General features: G+C 67.1%; 13 protein-coding genes. 10 read left to right on the forward strand and 3 right to left on the reverse strand.

The window, feature by feature from the left end:
- The first annotated feature begins 211 nt into the window (after nucleotides 1–211).
- From NWE53_RS26580 to NWE53_RS26595, 4 genes are read left to right on the forward strand one after another with little or no spacing between them, the layout of a single operon-like run.
- Nucleotides 212–1,123 (forward strand): alpha/beta fold hydrolase, encoded by a 912-nt coding sequence (locus NWE53_RS26580; protein ID WP_265052285.1) that lies wholly within the window; start codon nucleotides 212–214, stop codon nucleotides 1,121–1,123.
- Nucleotides 1,120–2,196 (forward strand): tartrate dehydrogenase, encoded by a 1,077-nt coding sequence (locus NWE53_RS26585; RefSeq protein ID WP_265052286.1) that lies wholly within the window; start codon nucleotides 1,120–1,122, stop codon nucleotides 2,194–2,196. Before NWE53_RS26580 ends, NWE53_RS26585 begins: the two co-directional genes overlap by 4 nt.
- A gap of 49 nt (nucleotides 2,197–2,245) precedes the next feature.
- Nucleotides 2,246–2,950, forward strand: a complete 705-nt coding sequence (locus NWE53_RS26590) for a TerC family protein (protein WP_265052287.1) — start codon at nucleotides 2,246–2,248, stop codon at nucleotides 2,948–2,950.
- 21 nt (nucleotides 2,951–2,971) lie between these two features.
- On the forward strand, nucleotides 2,972–3,712 hold the full coding sequence (locus NWE53_RS26595; RefSeq protein WP_265052288.1) for a TerC family protein: 741 nt from the start codon (nucleotides 2,972–2,974) through the stop codon (nucleotides 3,710–3,712).
- A gap of 9 nt (nucleotides 3,713–3,721) precedes the next feature.
- On the opposite strand, the gene NWE53_RS26600 is transcribed toward NWE53_RS26595, so the two are convergent.
- Nucleotides 3,722–4,330: a 4'-phosphopantetheinyl transferase family protein gene (locus NWE53_RS26600; RefSeq protein WP_265052289.1), complete on the reverse strand. Its 609-nt coding sequence runs from the start codon at nucleotides 4,328–4,330 to the stop codon at nucleotides 3,722–3,724.
- Between NWE53_RS26600 and NWE53_RS26605 the strand changes: the two genes are divergently transcribed.
- The 4 genes from NWE53_RS26605 (at nucleotide 4,329) to NWE53_RS26620 (ending at nucleotide 7,533) form a co-directional block, all read left to right on the forward strand.
- A complete protein-coding gene (locus NWE53_RS26605; protein ID WP_265052290.1) occupies nucleotides 4,329–5,177 on the forward strand; it encodes an AzlC family ABC transporter permease in 849 nt (282 codons plus the stop codon). The genes NWE53_RS26600 and NWE53_RS26605 overlap by 2 nt on opposite strands.
- Nucleotides 5,164–5,481: an AzlD family protein gene (locus NWE53_RS26610; RefSeq protein ID WP_265052291.1), complete on the forward strand. Its 318-nt coding sequence runs from the start codon at nucleotides 5,164–5,166 to the stop codon at nucleotides 5,479–5,481. The genes NWE53_RS26605 and NWE53_RS26610 overlap by 14 nt, the downstream gene beginning before the upstream one ends.
- 126 nt (nucleotides 5,482–5,607) lie before the next feature.
- Nucleotides 5,608–6,480, forward strand: a complete 873-nt coding sequence (locus NWE53_RS26615; protein WP_265052292.1) for a branched-chain amino acid aminotransferase — start codon at nucleotides 5,608–5,610, stop codon at nucleotides 6,478–6,480.
- A 15-nt stretch (nucleotides 6,481–6,495) separates the two neighbouring features.
- Nucleotides 6,496–7,533, forward strand: coding sequence for a nitronate monooxygenase (locus tag NWE53_RS26620; RefSeq protein WP_320109541.1), 1,038 nt, complete (start codon nucleotides 6,496–6,498; stop codon nucleotides 7,531–7,533).
- On the opposite strand, the gene murJ is transcribed toward NWE53_RS26620, so the two are convergent.
- Entirely contained in the window at nucleotides 7,473–8,999 is a 1,527-nt protein-coding gene (gene murJ / locus NWE53_RS26625) for a murein biosynthesis integral membrane protein MurJ (protein ID WP_265052293.1), read from the reverse strand. The two genes, NWE53_RS26620 and murJ, sit on opposite strands and share 61 nt — an antisense overlap.
- Nucleotides 9,000–9,005: 6 nt before the next feature.
- The gene (locus NWE53_RS26630) at nucleotides 9,006–10,031 is read right to left on the reverse strand and encodes a glycosyltransferase family 2 protein (protein ID WP_442865062.1); all 1,026 of its coding nucleotides are present in this window, start codon (nucleotides 10,029–10,031) and stop codon (nucleotides 9,006–9,008) included.
- A 235-nt stretch (nucleotides 10,032–10,266) separates the two neighbouring features.
- On the opposite strand from NWE53_RS26630, the gene NWE53_RS26635 reads away from it, so the two are divergent.
- Together NWE53_RS26635 and NWE53_RS26640 are read left to right on the forward strand one after the other, a co-directional pair.
- Nucleotides 10,267–11,100 (forward strand): ChbG/HpnK family deacetylase, encoded by an 834-nt coding sequence (locus tag NWE53_RS26635; protein WP_265052295.1) that lies wholly within the window; start codon nucleotides 10,267–10,269, stop codon nucleotides 11,098–11,100.
- Complete coding sequence (locus NWE53_RS26640; RefSeq protein WP_265052296.1) at nucleotides 11,030–12,904, forward strand: methyl-accepting chemotaxis protein; 1,875 nt, start codon at nucleotides 11,030–11,032, stop codon at nucleotides 12,902–12,904. Before NWE53_RS26635 ends, NWE53_RS26640 begins: the two co-directional genes overlap by 71 nt.
- The last annotated feature ends 29 nt before the right edge of the window (nucleotides 12,905–12,933 follow it).

The raw sequence follows: 12,933 nt of genomic DNA on the forward strand, positions 1-12,933 counted from the left end.
GCTCGGGCTCGACCCGAGCAGCGCGTGCAGGGCGAGGCTCTCTCGCCCTCTTCGGCAGGAGATTCTCGGGTCACCGCTCCGCGGCGCCCGAGAATGACGTCCGGGCGCCCGCCAAGCTCTCACCATTGATCAGGATTGTGTAATAATCCGTGCGCGAAATCCCTGAGCTTTCAGGGTATCGGCTGGCGTATTCTTGCATTGCCGTGGTCCGATGAGCCTCACCGAACGTCCTGTAACGGATAATCTCTTCCCCGGTTTCCGCCTGCTCGACGTTCAGACGTCGGGAGCGCGCATCCGCGTGCGTACGGGCGGGGAGGGGCCGCCGCTCCTGCTGCTGCACGGCTATCCGCAGACGCACGCGCTCTGGCACAAGGTCGCTTCGCGGCTGAAGGACAGCTTCACCCTCGTCTGCGCCGATCTGCGCGGCTATGGCGACAGCGACAAGCTTGCGACAGACGCGGAGCATTCCCCCTATTCGAAGCGCGCCATGGCGCAGGACATGGCCGAGGTGATGACCGCGCTCGGCCACGAACGCTTCTTCGTCGGCGCGCATGATCGCGGCGCCCGCGTCACCCATCGCCTGGCGCTCGACCATGCCGACCGCGTCATGCGCCTTGCCACGCTCGACATCGCGCCGACGCGCGAGATGTACGCCAACACCACCGACGCCTTCGCCCGCGCCTATTGGCACTGGTTTTTCCTGATCCAGCCGGCGCCCTTTCCGGAGCGCATGATCGGTGCCGATCCGGAGGCCTATTGGCGCAAGAAATGCGGGTCCGGCTCGGCGGGGATGACGCCTTTCGCACCTGAGGCGCTCGCCCATTACCTCCGCTGTTTCGCCGACCCCGCGGCGATCCACGGCAGCTGCGAGGACTATCGCGCCGCTGCGACCATCGACATTCGTCACGATGATGAGGATGGCGGGCGCAAGCTGACCCAGCCGCTGCTTGCGCTTTGGGGCGCGAACGGCATCATCGGAAGATGTTTCGACCCGCTGGCCTTGTGGCGTGAGCGTGCGCAGGATGTGCGCGGCCATGCCCTGCCGGGCGGGCATTATCTTGCGGAGGAGGTCCCTGATCTCGTCGCCGCGGAGTTCAGGACGTTCTTCGGAGAAGCCGCATGACCGGGACCAATCGCGTTTACCGTATCGCCGTCATCCCCGGTGACGGCATCGGCAAGGAAGTCATGCCCGAGGGCCTGCGCGTGCTGGAGGCGGCGTCGAAGAAGTTCGGCTTCGAGCTTCGCCTGGACGAGTTCGACTTCTCCTCCTGCGACTACTACGCCAAGCACGGCAAGATGCTGCCGGATGACTGGAAGGAAAAGATCGGCGGCCACGACGCGATCTATTTCGGCGCCGTCGGCATGCCCCAGCAGGTGCCGGACCACATCTCCCTCTGGGGCTCGCTGCTGCTGTTCCGGCGCGAATTCGACCAATACGTCAACCTGCGCCCCGTCCGCCTGATGCCGGGCGTTCCCGGCCCGCTCGTGGGCCGCAAGCCGGGAGACATCGACTTCTTCGTCGTCCGCGAGAACACCGAGGGCGAGTATTCCTCGGTCGGCGGGCGCATGTATGCCGGCACCGAGCGCGAGATCGTCATCCAGGAGACGGTGATGAGCCGTGTCGGCGTCGACCGCGTGCTCAAATACGCCTTCGAGCTCGCCCAGCGCCGCCCGCGCAAGAAGCTGACCTCCGCCACCAAGTCCAACGGCATCTCGATCACGATGCCCTACTGGGACGAGCGGGTGAAGGAGATGGCGAAGAATTATCCCGGCGTCGCCGTCGACCAGTACCATATCGACATCCTGACCGCGCATTTCGTGCTGAACCCGGACCGCTTCGACGTCGTCGTCGCCTCCAATCTCTTCGGCGACATCCTCTCCGATCTCGGCCCGGCCTGCACCGGTACGATCGGCATCGCTCCCTCAGGCAACATCAACCCGACCGGCGATCACCCCTCGCTGTTCGAGCCGGTCCACGGTTCGGCGCCGGATATCGCCGGGCAGGGCATCGCCAATCCCGTCGGCATGATCTGGTCGGGCGCGATGATGCTCGATCATCTCGGCGAGCACGAAGCCGCGAAGGGCATCGAGGCCGCGATCGAGCGTGCGCTCGGCGACGCTGGCACCCGCACGCGGGATCTCGGCGGCTCGCTCGGCACGCAGGCGGCCGGCAAGGCGGTCGAGCAGGCGCTTTAAGACGGCCCGCCGGTCGTCGCAAAGGATTTGAACGCAGGGATTTGAAGATATGGATTTGTCGTCGATATCGATTGTCGATCCCCTGATCTGGGGCAAGCTGGCCGAGATCATCCTCCTCAACATCGTGCTCTCAGGCGACAACGCCGTCGTCATCGCGCTGGCCTGCCGCGCGCTGGCGCCTGCGCAGCGGACCAAGGGCATCGCGCTCGGCGCCGGTGTCGCAGTGGTGCTGCGGGTGGTCTTCACGGTGCTGATCGCGTCGCTGCTCAACACGCCGTTCCTGCGCATCATAGGTGCGGTTCTGCTCGTCTGGATCGCGGTGAAGCTGATCGTTGAGGACGAGGGCCAGGACGAGGATTCGATCACCGCCAGCAGCAAGCTCTGGAAAGCGGTGCAGACCGTCGCGATAGCCGACATCGTGATGAGCCTCGACAACGTGCTGGCCATCGCCGCCGTGGCGAAGGACTCGATCCCGCTCCTCATCGCCGGCCTCATCATCTCGATCCCGCTGATCGTGCTCGGCGCTTCGCTGATCACCAATCTGCTGACGCGCTTCCCGATCCTGGTCTGGGCCGGTGCGGCGCTGCTGGGCTGGGTCGCCGGCGAGATGTTCGAGAGCGATCCCTGGCTGATCGCCCGCTTCGGCGAGGAACTGCTGCACAAGCTGGAATACCCGGCCGCGATCCTGGGCGCGCTGCTCGTGCTCGGTCTCGGCTATCTCATCAAATCGCGCCGGCCCGACCCGGCTCACTGACAAGAAAGGGGCAGACCTTCGATGGATTTTTCGTCCTCCACCTTCTGGATATCGCTGCTGCAGATCATCTGGATCGATCTGCTGCTCTCCGGCGATAATGCGATCGTCATCGCGCTCGCCTGCCGCTCGCTGCCGGAGAACCGCAAGAAGATCGGCATCTGGCTCGGTGCCGGCGCGGCCGTCGGCCTGCGCATCATCTTCGCGCTGGCGGTCACCTATCTGCTCGCGGTGCCGTATCTGAAGGTGGTCGGTGGCGTCCTGCTGTTCTGGATCGCGATCAAGCTCGCAGTGGGTGAGGAGGAGTCCCACGGCAACATCGAGGCGAGCGAGAGCCTGTGGAAGGCGGTGCGCACCATCGCCATCGCTGACGCGGTGATGAGCCTCGACAACGTCATTGCCATCGCGGCGGCCTCGCGCGGCCATCCCGAGCTCTTCATCTTCGGCCTGCTGCTCTCGATCCCGCTGATCATCATGGGCGCGCAGCTCCTGACCTCGATCATCGAGCGCTTCCCGATCCTGATCTGGCTCGGCGCCGCGCTGCTAGGCTGGATCGCGGCCGAGATGATCCTCGGCGACATCGCGGTGCTGCGCTGGCTGCAGGCCAACTGGCCGAACTGGGTCAGGGCGATCCCGGTCGAGGTCAATCCGCTCGGCATCGGCCCGGCGAAAATACCGCAATATGCGGCGGCGGTGATCGGCGCGCTCTTCGTCTGCGTCCTCGGCTATGTGCTGAAGCGCAAGCCGGCCGACCAGCCGGGCTGATCCCCGGCGTCAATCGAGAACGATCACCGCGGCGGCCAGGATATCCTGGCCGCCGTTTTTCATGGTGCGGAGATACCCCGTCATGTCGGTGGGTCGCAGTGGATCCGCCACGCAAAAGTGCGTGTCTGATACCAGCGAGACCGCAAAGCTCTCCGGAGCCCTTCCGAAGCCGGTGCCGAGCGCCTTCACATAGGCCTCCTTCGCCGCCCAGAGGCAGGCGAAGGCGAGGGCGCGGGCATCAGGCGCGATCGCATCCAGAGCTTCACGCTCGGCAGGGTGCAGCACATCGAGCGGCGGCAGGGCTTGTGTCTCGACCCGTTCGACGTCGACGCCGACCGGCTGCGAGGCCAGGGCCACCGCGACCACGCCCGCCCGTGTCGCGAGCGAAAGATGCAGACCCTTATCCTCGGGCTGGACCAGCAGCGGCTGGCCTGCCGGATCGTGCGCGATCACGACATGCTCATCCATGCAGCCGAGCTGGCGGGCGAGCAGGCGCCGCGCGACGCCGCGCCTCAGCGCCGAGCGCTCGCCGAGATCGCGCGGGCTCGTCCCGGTCGGGATCAGCCAGACGGCCGGTAGGGCAGGGGCCACGCTGTCGCTGGAATCGAGCCAGAGCATGGCGCGGACTCTAGAGATGCTGCCGCATGCTGTCGCGTTCTGCGCGCAATTCATGCAGCTGCGCCGTTGGTGCGCGTTGACGCGCGCGCGGGCTTTCCGCTTCTGGAACGCGATGTCGCCCGATCCGAACACATTGCCGACCACCGAAAAGCGAGCGCCGGTTACGGGCGCCGGCATGCTGCTGGGTGTGCGCAAGGTCTCGGTGCTGATGCCGGGCGTCATCGTCTTCGCGGTCGCCTTCGGCGCTGCGGCCTCGGCAAAAGGGCTGTCCTTTCTCGAAACCATGCTGATGAGCGCCCTCGTCTACGGTGGTGTGTCGCAACTCGTGGCGATGGAAATCTGGCGGCCCGAATGGAGCTGGGGCGCCATCGCCGGCCTCGCCGTCGTCACGGCGACGGTCAATGCGCGCATGGTCCTGCAGGGCGCCGCGCTCCAGCCCTGGCTCGCGCAGTATCCCAAGACGCTCAACGCCTTCCATCTCTTCTTCTTCACCGACGCGAACTGGCTGATCGGTACACGCTACCAGGCCGAAGGCGGACGCGATCTCGGCGTGCTTGTCGGAGCGGGCATAGCGCTTTGGGCGGTCTGGGTCATCGCGACGGGCGGCGGCTACATGCTCGGCGCGCTGGTGTCGGATCCGCGCCGCTATGGCATCGACCTCGTGATGCCGATCTTCTTCGCCGCGATGATCGTGCCGCTCTGGCGTGGCCGGCGCGGCGCGGTGCCCTGGGTTGTCGCCGGGCTCGTCGCGCTGGTGACGGCCAAGCTCGTCGATGGCTATGCCTTCATCATCGTCGGCTCGCTCGCCGGCGCCGTGACGGGAGCGTTCCGCGATGACGCTGCCTGATCCCGGCACCTGGGGCGCGATCCTCGCCATCGGCGCGATGACGCTGGCGACCTATCTCTGCCGCGTCGCCGGCGTGGCGCTGATGAGCGTCATCCCGCTGACGCCGCATGTCCGGCGCGGGCTTGCCGCGCTGCCGGGCTCGATCGTGGTCGCGACCGTCGTGCCGCTGATCGAGCGATTGGGCTGGACTGCGGCGCTGGCCCTGCTGGTCGCCATCGGCACCATGATCCTGCGGCGCAGCGAGCTGCTGGCGCTGCTGACCGGCATGGCCGCGATCTCCGCCCTGCGCGCGCTCTGCTTCTGACCCATCACCTGTTCCGATTGCTTCCATCACATCCCGTCATTGCGATATGCGTTGGCATGTGTTGACGGCGGACGGTGGGGGGAGGACGGTGCGGCACGGTAAAACTGACTAAAATGGAGCGCCGTCATGGCATGGTATTCTCAGACGTGGACGTGGTTCGATGGCGCCTGGCACGAGGGCAACCCTGGCATCGTCGGTCCGCGCAGCCATGTGCTGTGGCAGAGCTCCTCGGTCTTCGACGGCGGCCGCTATTTCGATGGCGTGGCCCCTGACATCGATCTGCACGCTGCCCGCGTGAACCGTTCGGCGCTGGCGCTCGGCCTCGAGCCCACCGTCACCCCGGAGTTCATCGTCGAGAAGATGTATGAGGGCGCCAAGAAATTCGCGCCCGGCACGGCGCTTTACGTCAAGCCGATGTACTGGGCCGAGGCCGACGGCCCGTCGACCATCATGCCCGATCCCGGCTCGACCCAGTTCGCGCTCTGCCTGTTCGAGGCGGCGATGCCAGCCCCGACCGCCGGCTTCTCTGTGACCAAGGGCATCTATCGCCGCCCGAGCTACGAGACCGCCCCGACCGATTCCAAGGCGGGCTGCCTCTACCCGAACAATGCCCGCGTGCTGAAGGCGGCGAAGGCCGCCGGCTTCGACAACGCGCTGGTGCTCGACATGCTCGGCCATGTCGCGGAGACCGCCACCTCGAACATCTTCCTCGCCAAGGACGGCGTCGTGAAGACCCCAGTCCCGAACGGCACCTTCCTGAACGGCATCACCCGCCAGCGCGTCATCCGGCTGATGCGCGAGAGCGGCGTGGTGGTCGAGGAATGCAGCCTGCGCTACGAGGATTTCGAGCAGGCCGACGAGATCTTCATGTCCGGCAACTACTCGAAGTGCATGCCGGTGACGCGCATCGACAACCGCACGCTCCAGCCCGGCCAGCTCTTCCGCCGCGCCCGCGAACTCTACATGGACTTCGCCCACAGCAAGGCGAAGGCTGCCTGAGCCCGGCCTCCTGACATGGCGCGTCTCGCCACGCGGCTGACCGAGCGGCTTGGCATCGCCCACCCGATCCTGTCGGCGCCGATGGCGTTGGCAGGCGGCGGGGTGCTCGCCGCCGCCGTCACCCGGGCGGGCGGCCTCGGCCTGATCGGCGGGGGCTATGGCGACGGCGCCTGGATCGAGCAGCAATTCACCGCTGCCGGCAACACTCAGGTCGGCTGCGGCTTCATCACCTGGTCGATGGCAGGGAAGCCCGAACTTCTGACCCAGGCGCTGGCCCACAAGCCGGCCGCGCTGATGCTCTCCTTCGGCGATCCCACCCCCTTCGCCGCCGAGATCGCGGCCGCCGGCGTGCCGCTGATCTGCCAGTGCCAGTCGATCGCACATGTCCGGCAGGCGCTCGATGCCGGTGCCGCGATCATCGTCGCACAGGGCGCCGAGGCCGGCGGCCATGGCCATCGCCGCGCGACGCTGCCCTTCGTGCCGGAGGCGGCCGACCTTATCGCTCGCGAAAGCCCCGACACGCTGCTGCTCGCAGCCGGTGGCATCGCCGACGGGCGCGGACTCGCCGCGGCCCTGATGCTCGGCGCCGACGGCGTGCTCGTCGGTACGCGCTTCTGGGCAAGCCGCGAGGCGCTGGTGCATGAGCGCCATCATGGCCGTAGCAGCAAGCGGCGACGAGACCATACGTTCCGCATTGCCCGATATCGCCCGTCAGCTCGACTGGCCGAAGCCTTTCGACATCCGCGTCAGCGACAACGCCTTCATCGCGAAATGGGCTGGCCGCGATGCCGAACTGAAAGCGGCCATCGAGACGGAAGCTCCGGCCTATCGCGAGGCCTTCATGGCTGGCGATCCCGAGAAGGCGGCCGTCATCTTCGGCGAGTCGGCGGGGCTGATCTCCGATATCCCCCACCGCCAGCGAGATCGTCGAGCGCATGGTGGCACAGGCTGCGGCGCTGCTCGGTCGCGCCGATCGCTTCCTCGCCTGAGCTTCAGCGCAGCAGCCTGAGCAGCCCTGTCGCCTTCAGCGCGCCGCCTGCGAGTGCTGCGTAAACCACGGTCGCGGCCCCCGACAGAAGCATGACGGCCATCAGCAGCGGCTCGAAGGGCAGGGCGGCGGTTAGCCGCAACGCCAGCGGCGCAGCCCACCAGGCCAGCGCCCCTGCGATGACAGCTGCAATACAAACGATCGCCGCGAAGCCCGGCAAGCGCCGGTCAACCTGTGTCCAGCCGCGCCGCCGCGCCAGCACGAACAGCGTCAGCAGGTTGACCCAGGCTCCGGCTGCGGTCGCAAGCGCGAGACCGGGCGCGCCCCAGTCGCGCCAGAGCAGGAGCTTCAGCGCGAGATTGCAGGCGATGGCGGCGAGCGCGATCAGCATCGGCGTCTTGGTGTCGCCGCGTGACTGGAAAGCCGAAACCTGCGTTCGAATCATCACGATCGCCGGCAAGCCGAGCGCGTAGGCAAAGAGCACTGCGCCGGCCGCGGCGCTCGCCTGCGCGTCGAAGGCGCCGCGCTGGAACAGTCCGGCCACCATCAGCTCGGGCACGGCTACGAAGGCCGCGACGAAGGGCGCGCTGGCGATGAGGGAGATCGCGATGGCACGGTTCTGCGCGCGATTGGCGGCAGCCTCGTCGCCGCGCGCGACAGCGCGGCTCATCGATGTCAGCGCGACGGTGCCGACCGCGATGGCGATCAGCCCTAGCGGGAGCTGGTAGAGCCGTTCGGCGTAGTAGAGCGCCGCATAGCCGCCGCGCGGCAGCAGCGAGGCGATGATCGTATCGGCGAAGATTGCGATCTGCACCCCGGCCGAGCCGATAACGGCCGGGCCGAACGCCTTCAGAAAGCGCCGGACGCCGGCATCCAAATGCGGCTTGACCACCGTGCTGGAGACGCCGGCCCGCTTCGCCGCGACGTAGAGCAGGATCCACTGCGCCACGCCCGAGATCGCGACGCCCCAGGCCGCGGCATGGGCCGCGCTCGGGAACAGGAACGGCACGGCCAGCGCCGCCATGATGACGACGTTGAACAGGATCGGCGCGGCGGCGAATGCGGCATAGCGCTCGACGGCGTTCAGCGTCGCGCCGAGGAACGTGACCATGGTCACGAACAGCAGATAGGGGAAGGTGATCCGCGTCAGCGCGACCGCAAGCTCGAAGACGGCGGGGTCGCGAGTGAAGCCGGGCGCCAGAAGCGTCACCAGCCAGGGCATGAGTGGCAGTATCAGCGCCAGCAGCACGATCTGTACGAGAAGGAGAACGGTGAAGAGGCGGTCGGCGAAGAGACCGGCGGCCTCCTGGCCCTGCCGTTCCAAGACATGGGCATAGGTCGGCACATAGGCCTGGTTGAAGGCGCCTTCGCCGAAGATGGCACGGAAATGATTGGGCAGGCGCAGCGCGACGGAGAAGGCGTCCATCGTCGCGCCGGCGCCGAGCACGGCCGCCAGCATGATGTCGCGCGCGAAGCCGGTGAGACGCGAGATCAGCGTATAGCCGCCGACCGACAGGATGTTTCTCAGCATGAAGGCCTAGCGGATCAGCGGCGGCAGCGCGTCGCCGCGCGGATGGTCGACCGTGCGCGCATCGAAACCGACTCGTTCCCCGATCAGGTAGAGCGGCCGGCGTTTGACCTCGGCGAAGATGCGCCCGACATATTCCCCGATCATCCCGAGCGAAAGCAGCTGGATGCCTGAGAAGAACATGATCGAGACGATCAGCGACGGGAAGCCCGGCAGGTCGGTGCCGACAAGCAGCGTCCGCAGCAGGAAGTAGGCTGCCGTCAACGCCGCAATGACCGCGATGACAGCCCCCGACCACGTCGCCACCTTGAGCGGCACTGTGGAGAAGGAGGAAAGCCCGTCGAAGGCGAAGGAGAACAGCTTGCGGTATTTAAATTTCGACTGCCCGTGCTCGCGCTCGGCGACATGGAAGGGCACGCCCACGGATCGAAAGCCGACCCAGGCATAGAGCCCCTTCGAGAAGCGCGCCCGCTCCGGCAGCGCCCGTAGCGCATCGACGGCCTTGCGGTCGAGCAGGCGGAAATCGCCGGCGCCTTCCGGCAGCGGGGTTTCGCCGAAATAGCCGAAGATGCGGTAGAACATCTTGGCGAAGTTGCGCTTCAGCCGCGTCTCGTCCTCGCGGTCGGTGCGCTGGCCGTAGACGTTGAGATAGCCCTCGCGCCATTTCGCCAGGAAGGCCGGGATGGTCTCCGGCGGATGCTGGAGGTCGGCATCCATGATGATCGCGGCATCGCCCAGGGCGTGGTCGAGCCCTGCGGCGATGGCGATCTCCTTGCCGAAGTTCCGGCTGAAGGAGACCGCGCTGATCCGCGGATCGGCGGCATTCAGGCCGCGGATGACGGCCAGCGTCTCATCACGGCTGCCATCGTCGACGAAGACGAGCTGCCAGGATGAGACCGCCTCGTCGAGGACCGTCCGCAGCCGTTCCACCAGCAAGGGCAGGTTCTCCGCCTCGTTGTGCACGGGCACGACGACGGAGAGCTCCGGCCGGCCTGTGCCGGTAACGGTAGCGGCAGGAGCGGGGCTGGACGCGATGTCCGACACGGACGCCCTTTCAGCGCTAGAGCATTTTCAAGCGAAGTGGATACCGGTTCGCGTAAAGAAAATGCGATAAAACAAACGGCTCGAGCATTTTCGCGATTCAGGGAAACGCGGAAATGCTCCAGCGTCATCGCCGGATGACGCGCGTGGCACAGAACCTTAAAGCTTGCCGGCCGACAAGCCTGCCGCGCTATAGCGCGATGCAGCTGAACGAGGAATAGCGAACGGCATGGCGAAAGGCTTCATCCTCTGCGCCGATGATTTTGCCCTGACCGATGGCGTCAGCCGCGCCATCCTCGACCTGCTCGGGCGCGGCAAGCTCACGGCGACCGGCGCGATGACCAACCGTCCGCATTGGCGCCGGCTCGCGCCGGAGCTGGCGGCGTTTGCCGGCAAGGCCGATCTCGGCCTCCACCTCAACCTCACCTGCGCGGCGCCGATCACGAAGATGCCCAGCCTCGCGCCGGGCGGCACTCTGCCCGGCCTGAAGGATGTCGCCCGCGCCGCTGCTTCCTCCGGGACAGTGCGGGCCGAGATCGCGGCCGAGATCGCGCGCCAGCTCGACGCCTTCGAGGATGCGCTGGGGCGTCCGCCCGACTTCGTCGACGGCCACCAGCATGTCCATGTCCTGCCGGGTGTCCGGCGGGCGCTGCTCGACCTGCTGGCGCGGCGCTATCCGGCCGGCTCGCTCTATGTGCGCGATCCGGCCGACCGTGTGATGGCGATCCGGACCCGCGGCGTCGCGGTCGGCAAGTCGCTTGTGATCGCGGGCCTCGCAACTGGCTTCCGCAGCGCGGCGCTGCGGCGGCAGCTTCGCGTCAATCGAGGCTTCTCCGGCGTGGCGCCTTTCGACCCTCAGCGCGATTTCGGCGCTGATCTCACCCGCTTCCTGATCGATCCCGGCCCGGCCCATCTCGTCATGTGCCATCCCGGCTTCATCGACGACGAATTGGCACGGCTCGATCCCGTCACTGCGACGCGACCCGTCGAGCATGCCGCGCTCGCCGCTTTCCAACCGCCTCCGGGCATGCCGTTGCGCCGCTTTGCAGAGCTGGCGGGCTGATCTGCGTCGCCACTGGCGCGCAAGCGATTTGTTTACCGGGATCGGCGAATGTTGGCCCAGGGTAGTTGGGCACTCTGCTTTGCAGCTGTTGCGCCGGATTTCGGGGATATCAGGCTCGATGACGTGGTTCAGACGCGCCTCCGCTGCGGGCGAGTTGGCGCAGCCGGTCGGGCGAGGCCTGGGCTCGCTCAGCCGGCAGATCGCTGCCGCCGCCGTGGCGATCGTGGCCGTGGCGGTCGTCCTCGTCGTCATGGCGGTCGCTCGCTACAACGATGCCCGCACGCGCGCCGATCTGGATCAGAAGATCACGGCGCTCACCTTGATGGTGGTCAATGCGGCGCCGTCCCTGATCCTCTCGCGCGACACCAACACGCTCGGCTACATCCTGACGTCGCTTCGGCGCGATCCCGATTTCGATGCGGGCCTGGTCGGCGATGATCTCTCCGCTCTGGCTTCGGCCGGACGCAATGAGGACGCCCGTCTCTCTTTGACGCCTCGATGGCTGGCCAAGCTCATCGGCGAGGAGCCGTGGAAGGTCCTGCAGGGTCGTGAAGAGATCACGATCGAGGATGATGTCTTCGTCTCAAAGATTCATGCGGTGCGTGTCGGCAACCAGCAGAAGCTGATCGGCTACGTCGCGCTGCGTTTCGACAAGACCCGGCTTGTGGCTCGCGCGGCCTGGGAGCAACTCGTCACCATCGGGCTTGGCCTCCTCATCCTGGTCGTGCTCGGGCCGCTGCTGTGGTTCTCGCTGTCACGGACGATGCGGCCGCTGCGCAGCATGACGAAATCGATCGTCAGCATTTCCGACGGCAAGCTGGACACGCCCATCGATGCGCTGGAGCGGCGCGACGAGATCGGCGCGATTGCGCGAGCGCTCGGCGTGCTCAAGGTTCGGTTGGCGGAGCGTGCGACGCTTCAGCAAAGGCAAAGCGTGTCGGAGGCCGAGCAGCGCGACCGCCAGCAGGGCGTCGACATGGCGATCACGTCGTTTCGTAGCGAGGTCGGGCTCGCGCTGGAAGCGTTCAAGAACAATGCCGAGCGGATGCGCGAAGCCTCGGACGGGCTCGCGCGCGTCGCCGCCGAATCGTCCCAGCGCGCCGCTCGCGCCGCCGACAACGCCCATGGCGCCTCCGGCAACGTCGAGAATGCCGCGCAGGCGGCCGAGGAGATGGGCGCGGCGATTCGGGAGGTCGAGTTCCAGGTGCGGCGCGTCCGCACCGAGATCGTCGAGGCGGCTTCCGCCTCGCGCGACACGGCCGGCTCCGTGCGCGAACTCGACGAGACGGCGCGCGCCATCGGCGAGGTGGTCAACCTGATCCGCGACATCGCCGCGCAGACCAACCTGCTGGCGCTCAATGCCACGATCGAGGCCGCGAGGGCGGGCGAGGCGGGGCGTGGTTTCGCCGTCGTCGCCTCCGAGGTGAAGTCGCTGGCGGCGCAGACCGCGGACGCGACAGACCGTATCGTCGCTCAGGTCGCCGCGATCCAGGACGCCACCGGACAGGTCGTCGGCGCGATCCAGAACATCGCCGAGCGCATGAATGCCATCGAGAAGTTCGCCAACTCGGTCGCGACCTCGATCGAGCAGCAGGCGATCGCTACCGGCGAGATCGCCAGCGGCGTGGCGATGGCGAGTTCCTCCTCGCTCTCGGTGTCGAGCGATCTCAGCGTGCTCGCCGACAGTGTCGAGGAGACCGGCCGCTCGGCCGAGCAGGTGCGAGGCGCCGCCAGCGAGGTTGCCACCCAGGCGCAGCGTCTCGATTCGACGGTCGACCAGTTCCTGCGCAACGTCGCCGCCTGAGCGAAGTCGCATCACCGCAACGAAAAACG

Source organism: Bosea sp. NBC_00550 (assembly GCF_026020075.1).
Taxonomy (GTDB): domain Bacteria; phylum Pseudomonadota; class Alphaproteobacteria; order Rhizobiales; family Beijerinckiaceae; genus Allobosea.

Bases quoted from the DNA above. Each gene is read 5' to 3' on its own strand.
- NWE53_RS26580 (WP_265052285.1), top strand. From the start codon at position 212: ATGAGCCTCACCGAACGTCCTGTAACGGATAATCTCTTCCCCGGTTTC.
- NWE53_RS26585 (WP_265052286.1), top strand. From the start codon at position 1,120: ATGACCGGGACCAATCGCGTTTACCGTATCGCCGTCATCCCCGGTGAC.
- NWE53_RS26590 (WP_265052287.1), top strand. From the start codon at position 2,246: ATGGATTTGTCGTCGATATCGATTGTCGATCCCCTGATCTGGGGCAAG.
- NWE53_RS26595 (WP_265052288.1), top strand. From the start codon at position 2,972: ATGGATTTTTCGTCCTCCACCTTCTGGATATCGCTGCTGCAGATCATC.
- NWE53_RS26605 (WP_265052290.1), top strand. From the start codon at position 4,329: ATGGCGCGGACTCTAGAGATGCTGCCGCATGCTGTCGCGTTCTGCGCG.
- NWE53_RS26600 (WP_265052289.1), bottom strand. From the start codon at position 4,330: ATGCTCTGGCTCGATTCCAGCGACAGCGTGGCCCCTGCCCTACCGGCC.
- NWE53_RS26610 (WP_265052291.1), top strand. From the start codon at position 5,164: ATGACGCTGCCTGATCCCGGCACCTGGGGCGCGATCCTCGCCATCGGC.
- NWE53_RS26615 (WP_265052292.1), top strand. From the start codon at position 5,608: ATGGCATGGTATTCTCAGACGTGGACGTGGTTCGATGGCGCCTGGCAC.
- NWE53_RS26620 (WP_320109541.1), top strand. From the start codon at position 6,496: ATGGCGCGTCTCGCCACGCGGCTGACCGAGCGGCTTGGCATCGCCCAC.
- murJ (WP_265052293.1), bottom strand. From the start codon at position 8,999: ATGCTGAGAAACATCCTGTCGGTCGGCGGCTATACGCTGATCTCGCGT.
- NWE53_RS26635 (WP_265052295.1), top strand. From the start codon at position 10,267: ATGGCGAAAGGCTTCATCCTCTGCGCCGATGATTTTGCCCTGACCGAT.
- NWE53_RS26640 (WP_265052296.1), top strand. From the start codon at position 11,030: ATGCCGCGCTCGCCGCTTTCCAACCGCCTCCGGGCATGCCGTTGCGCC.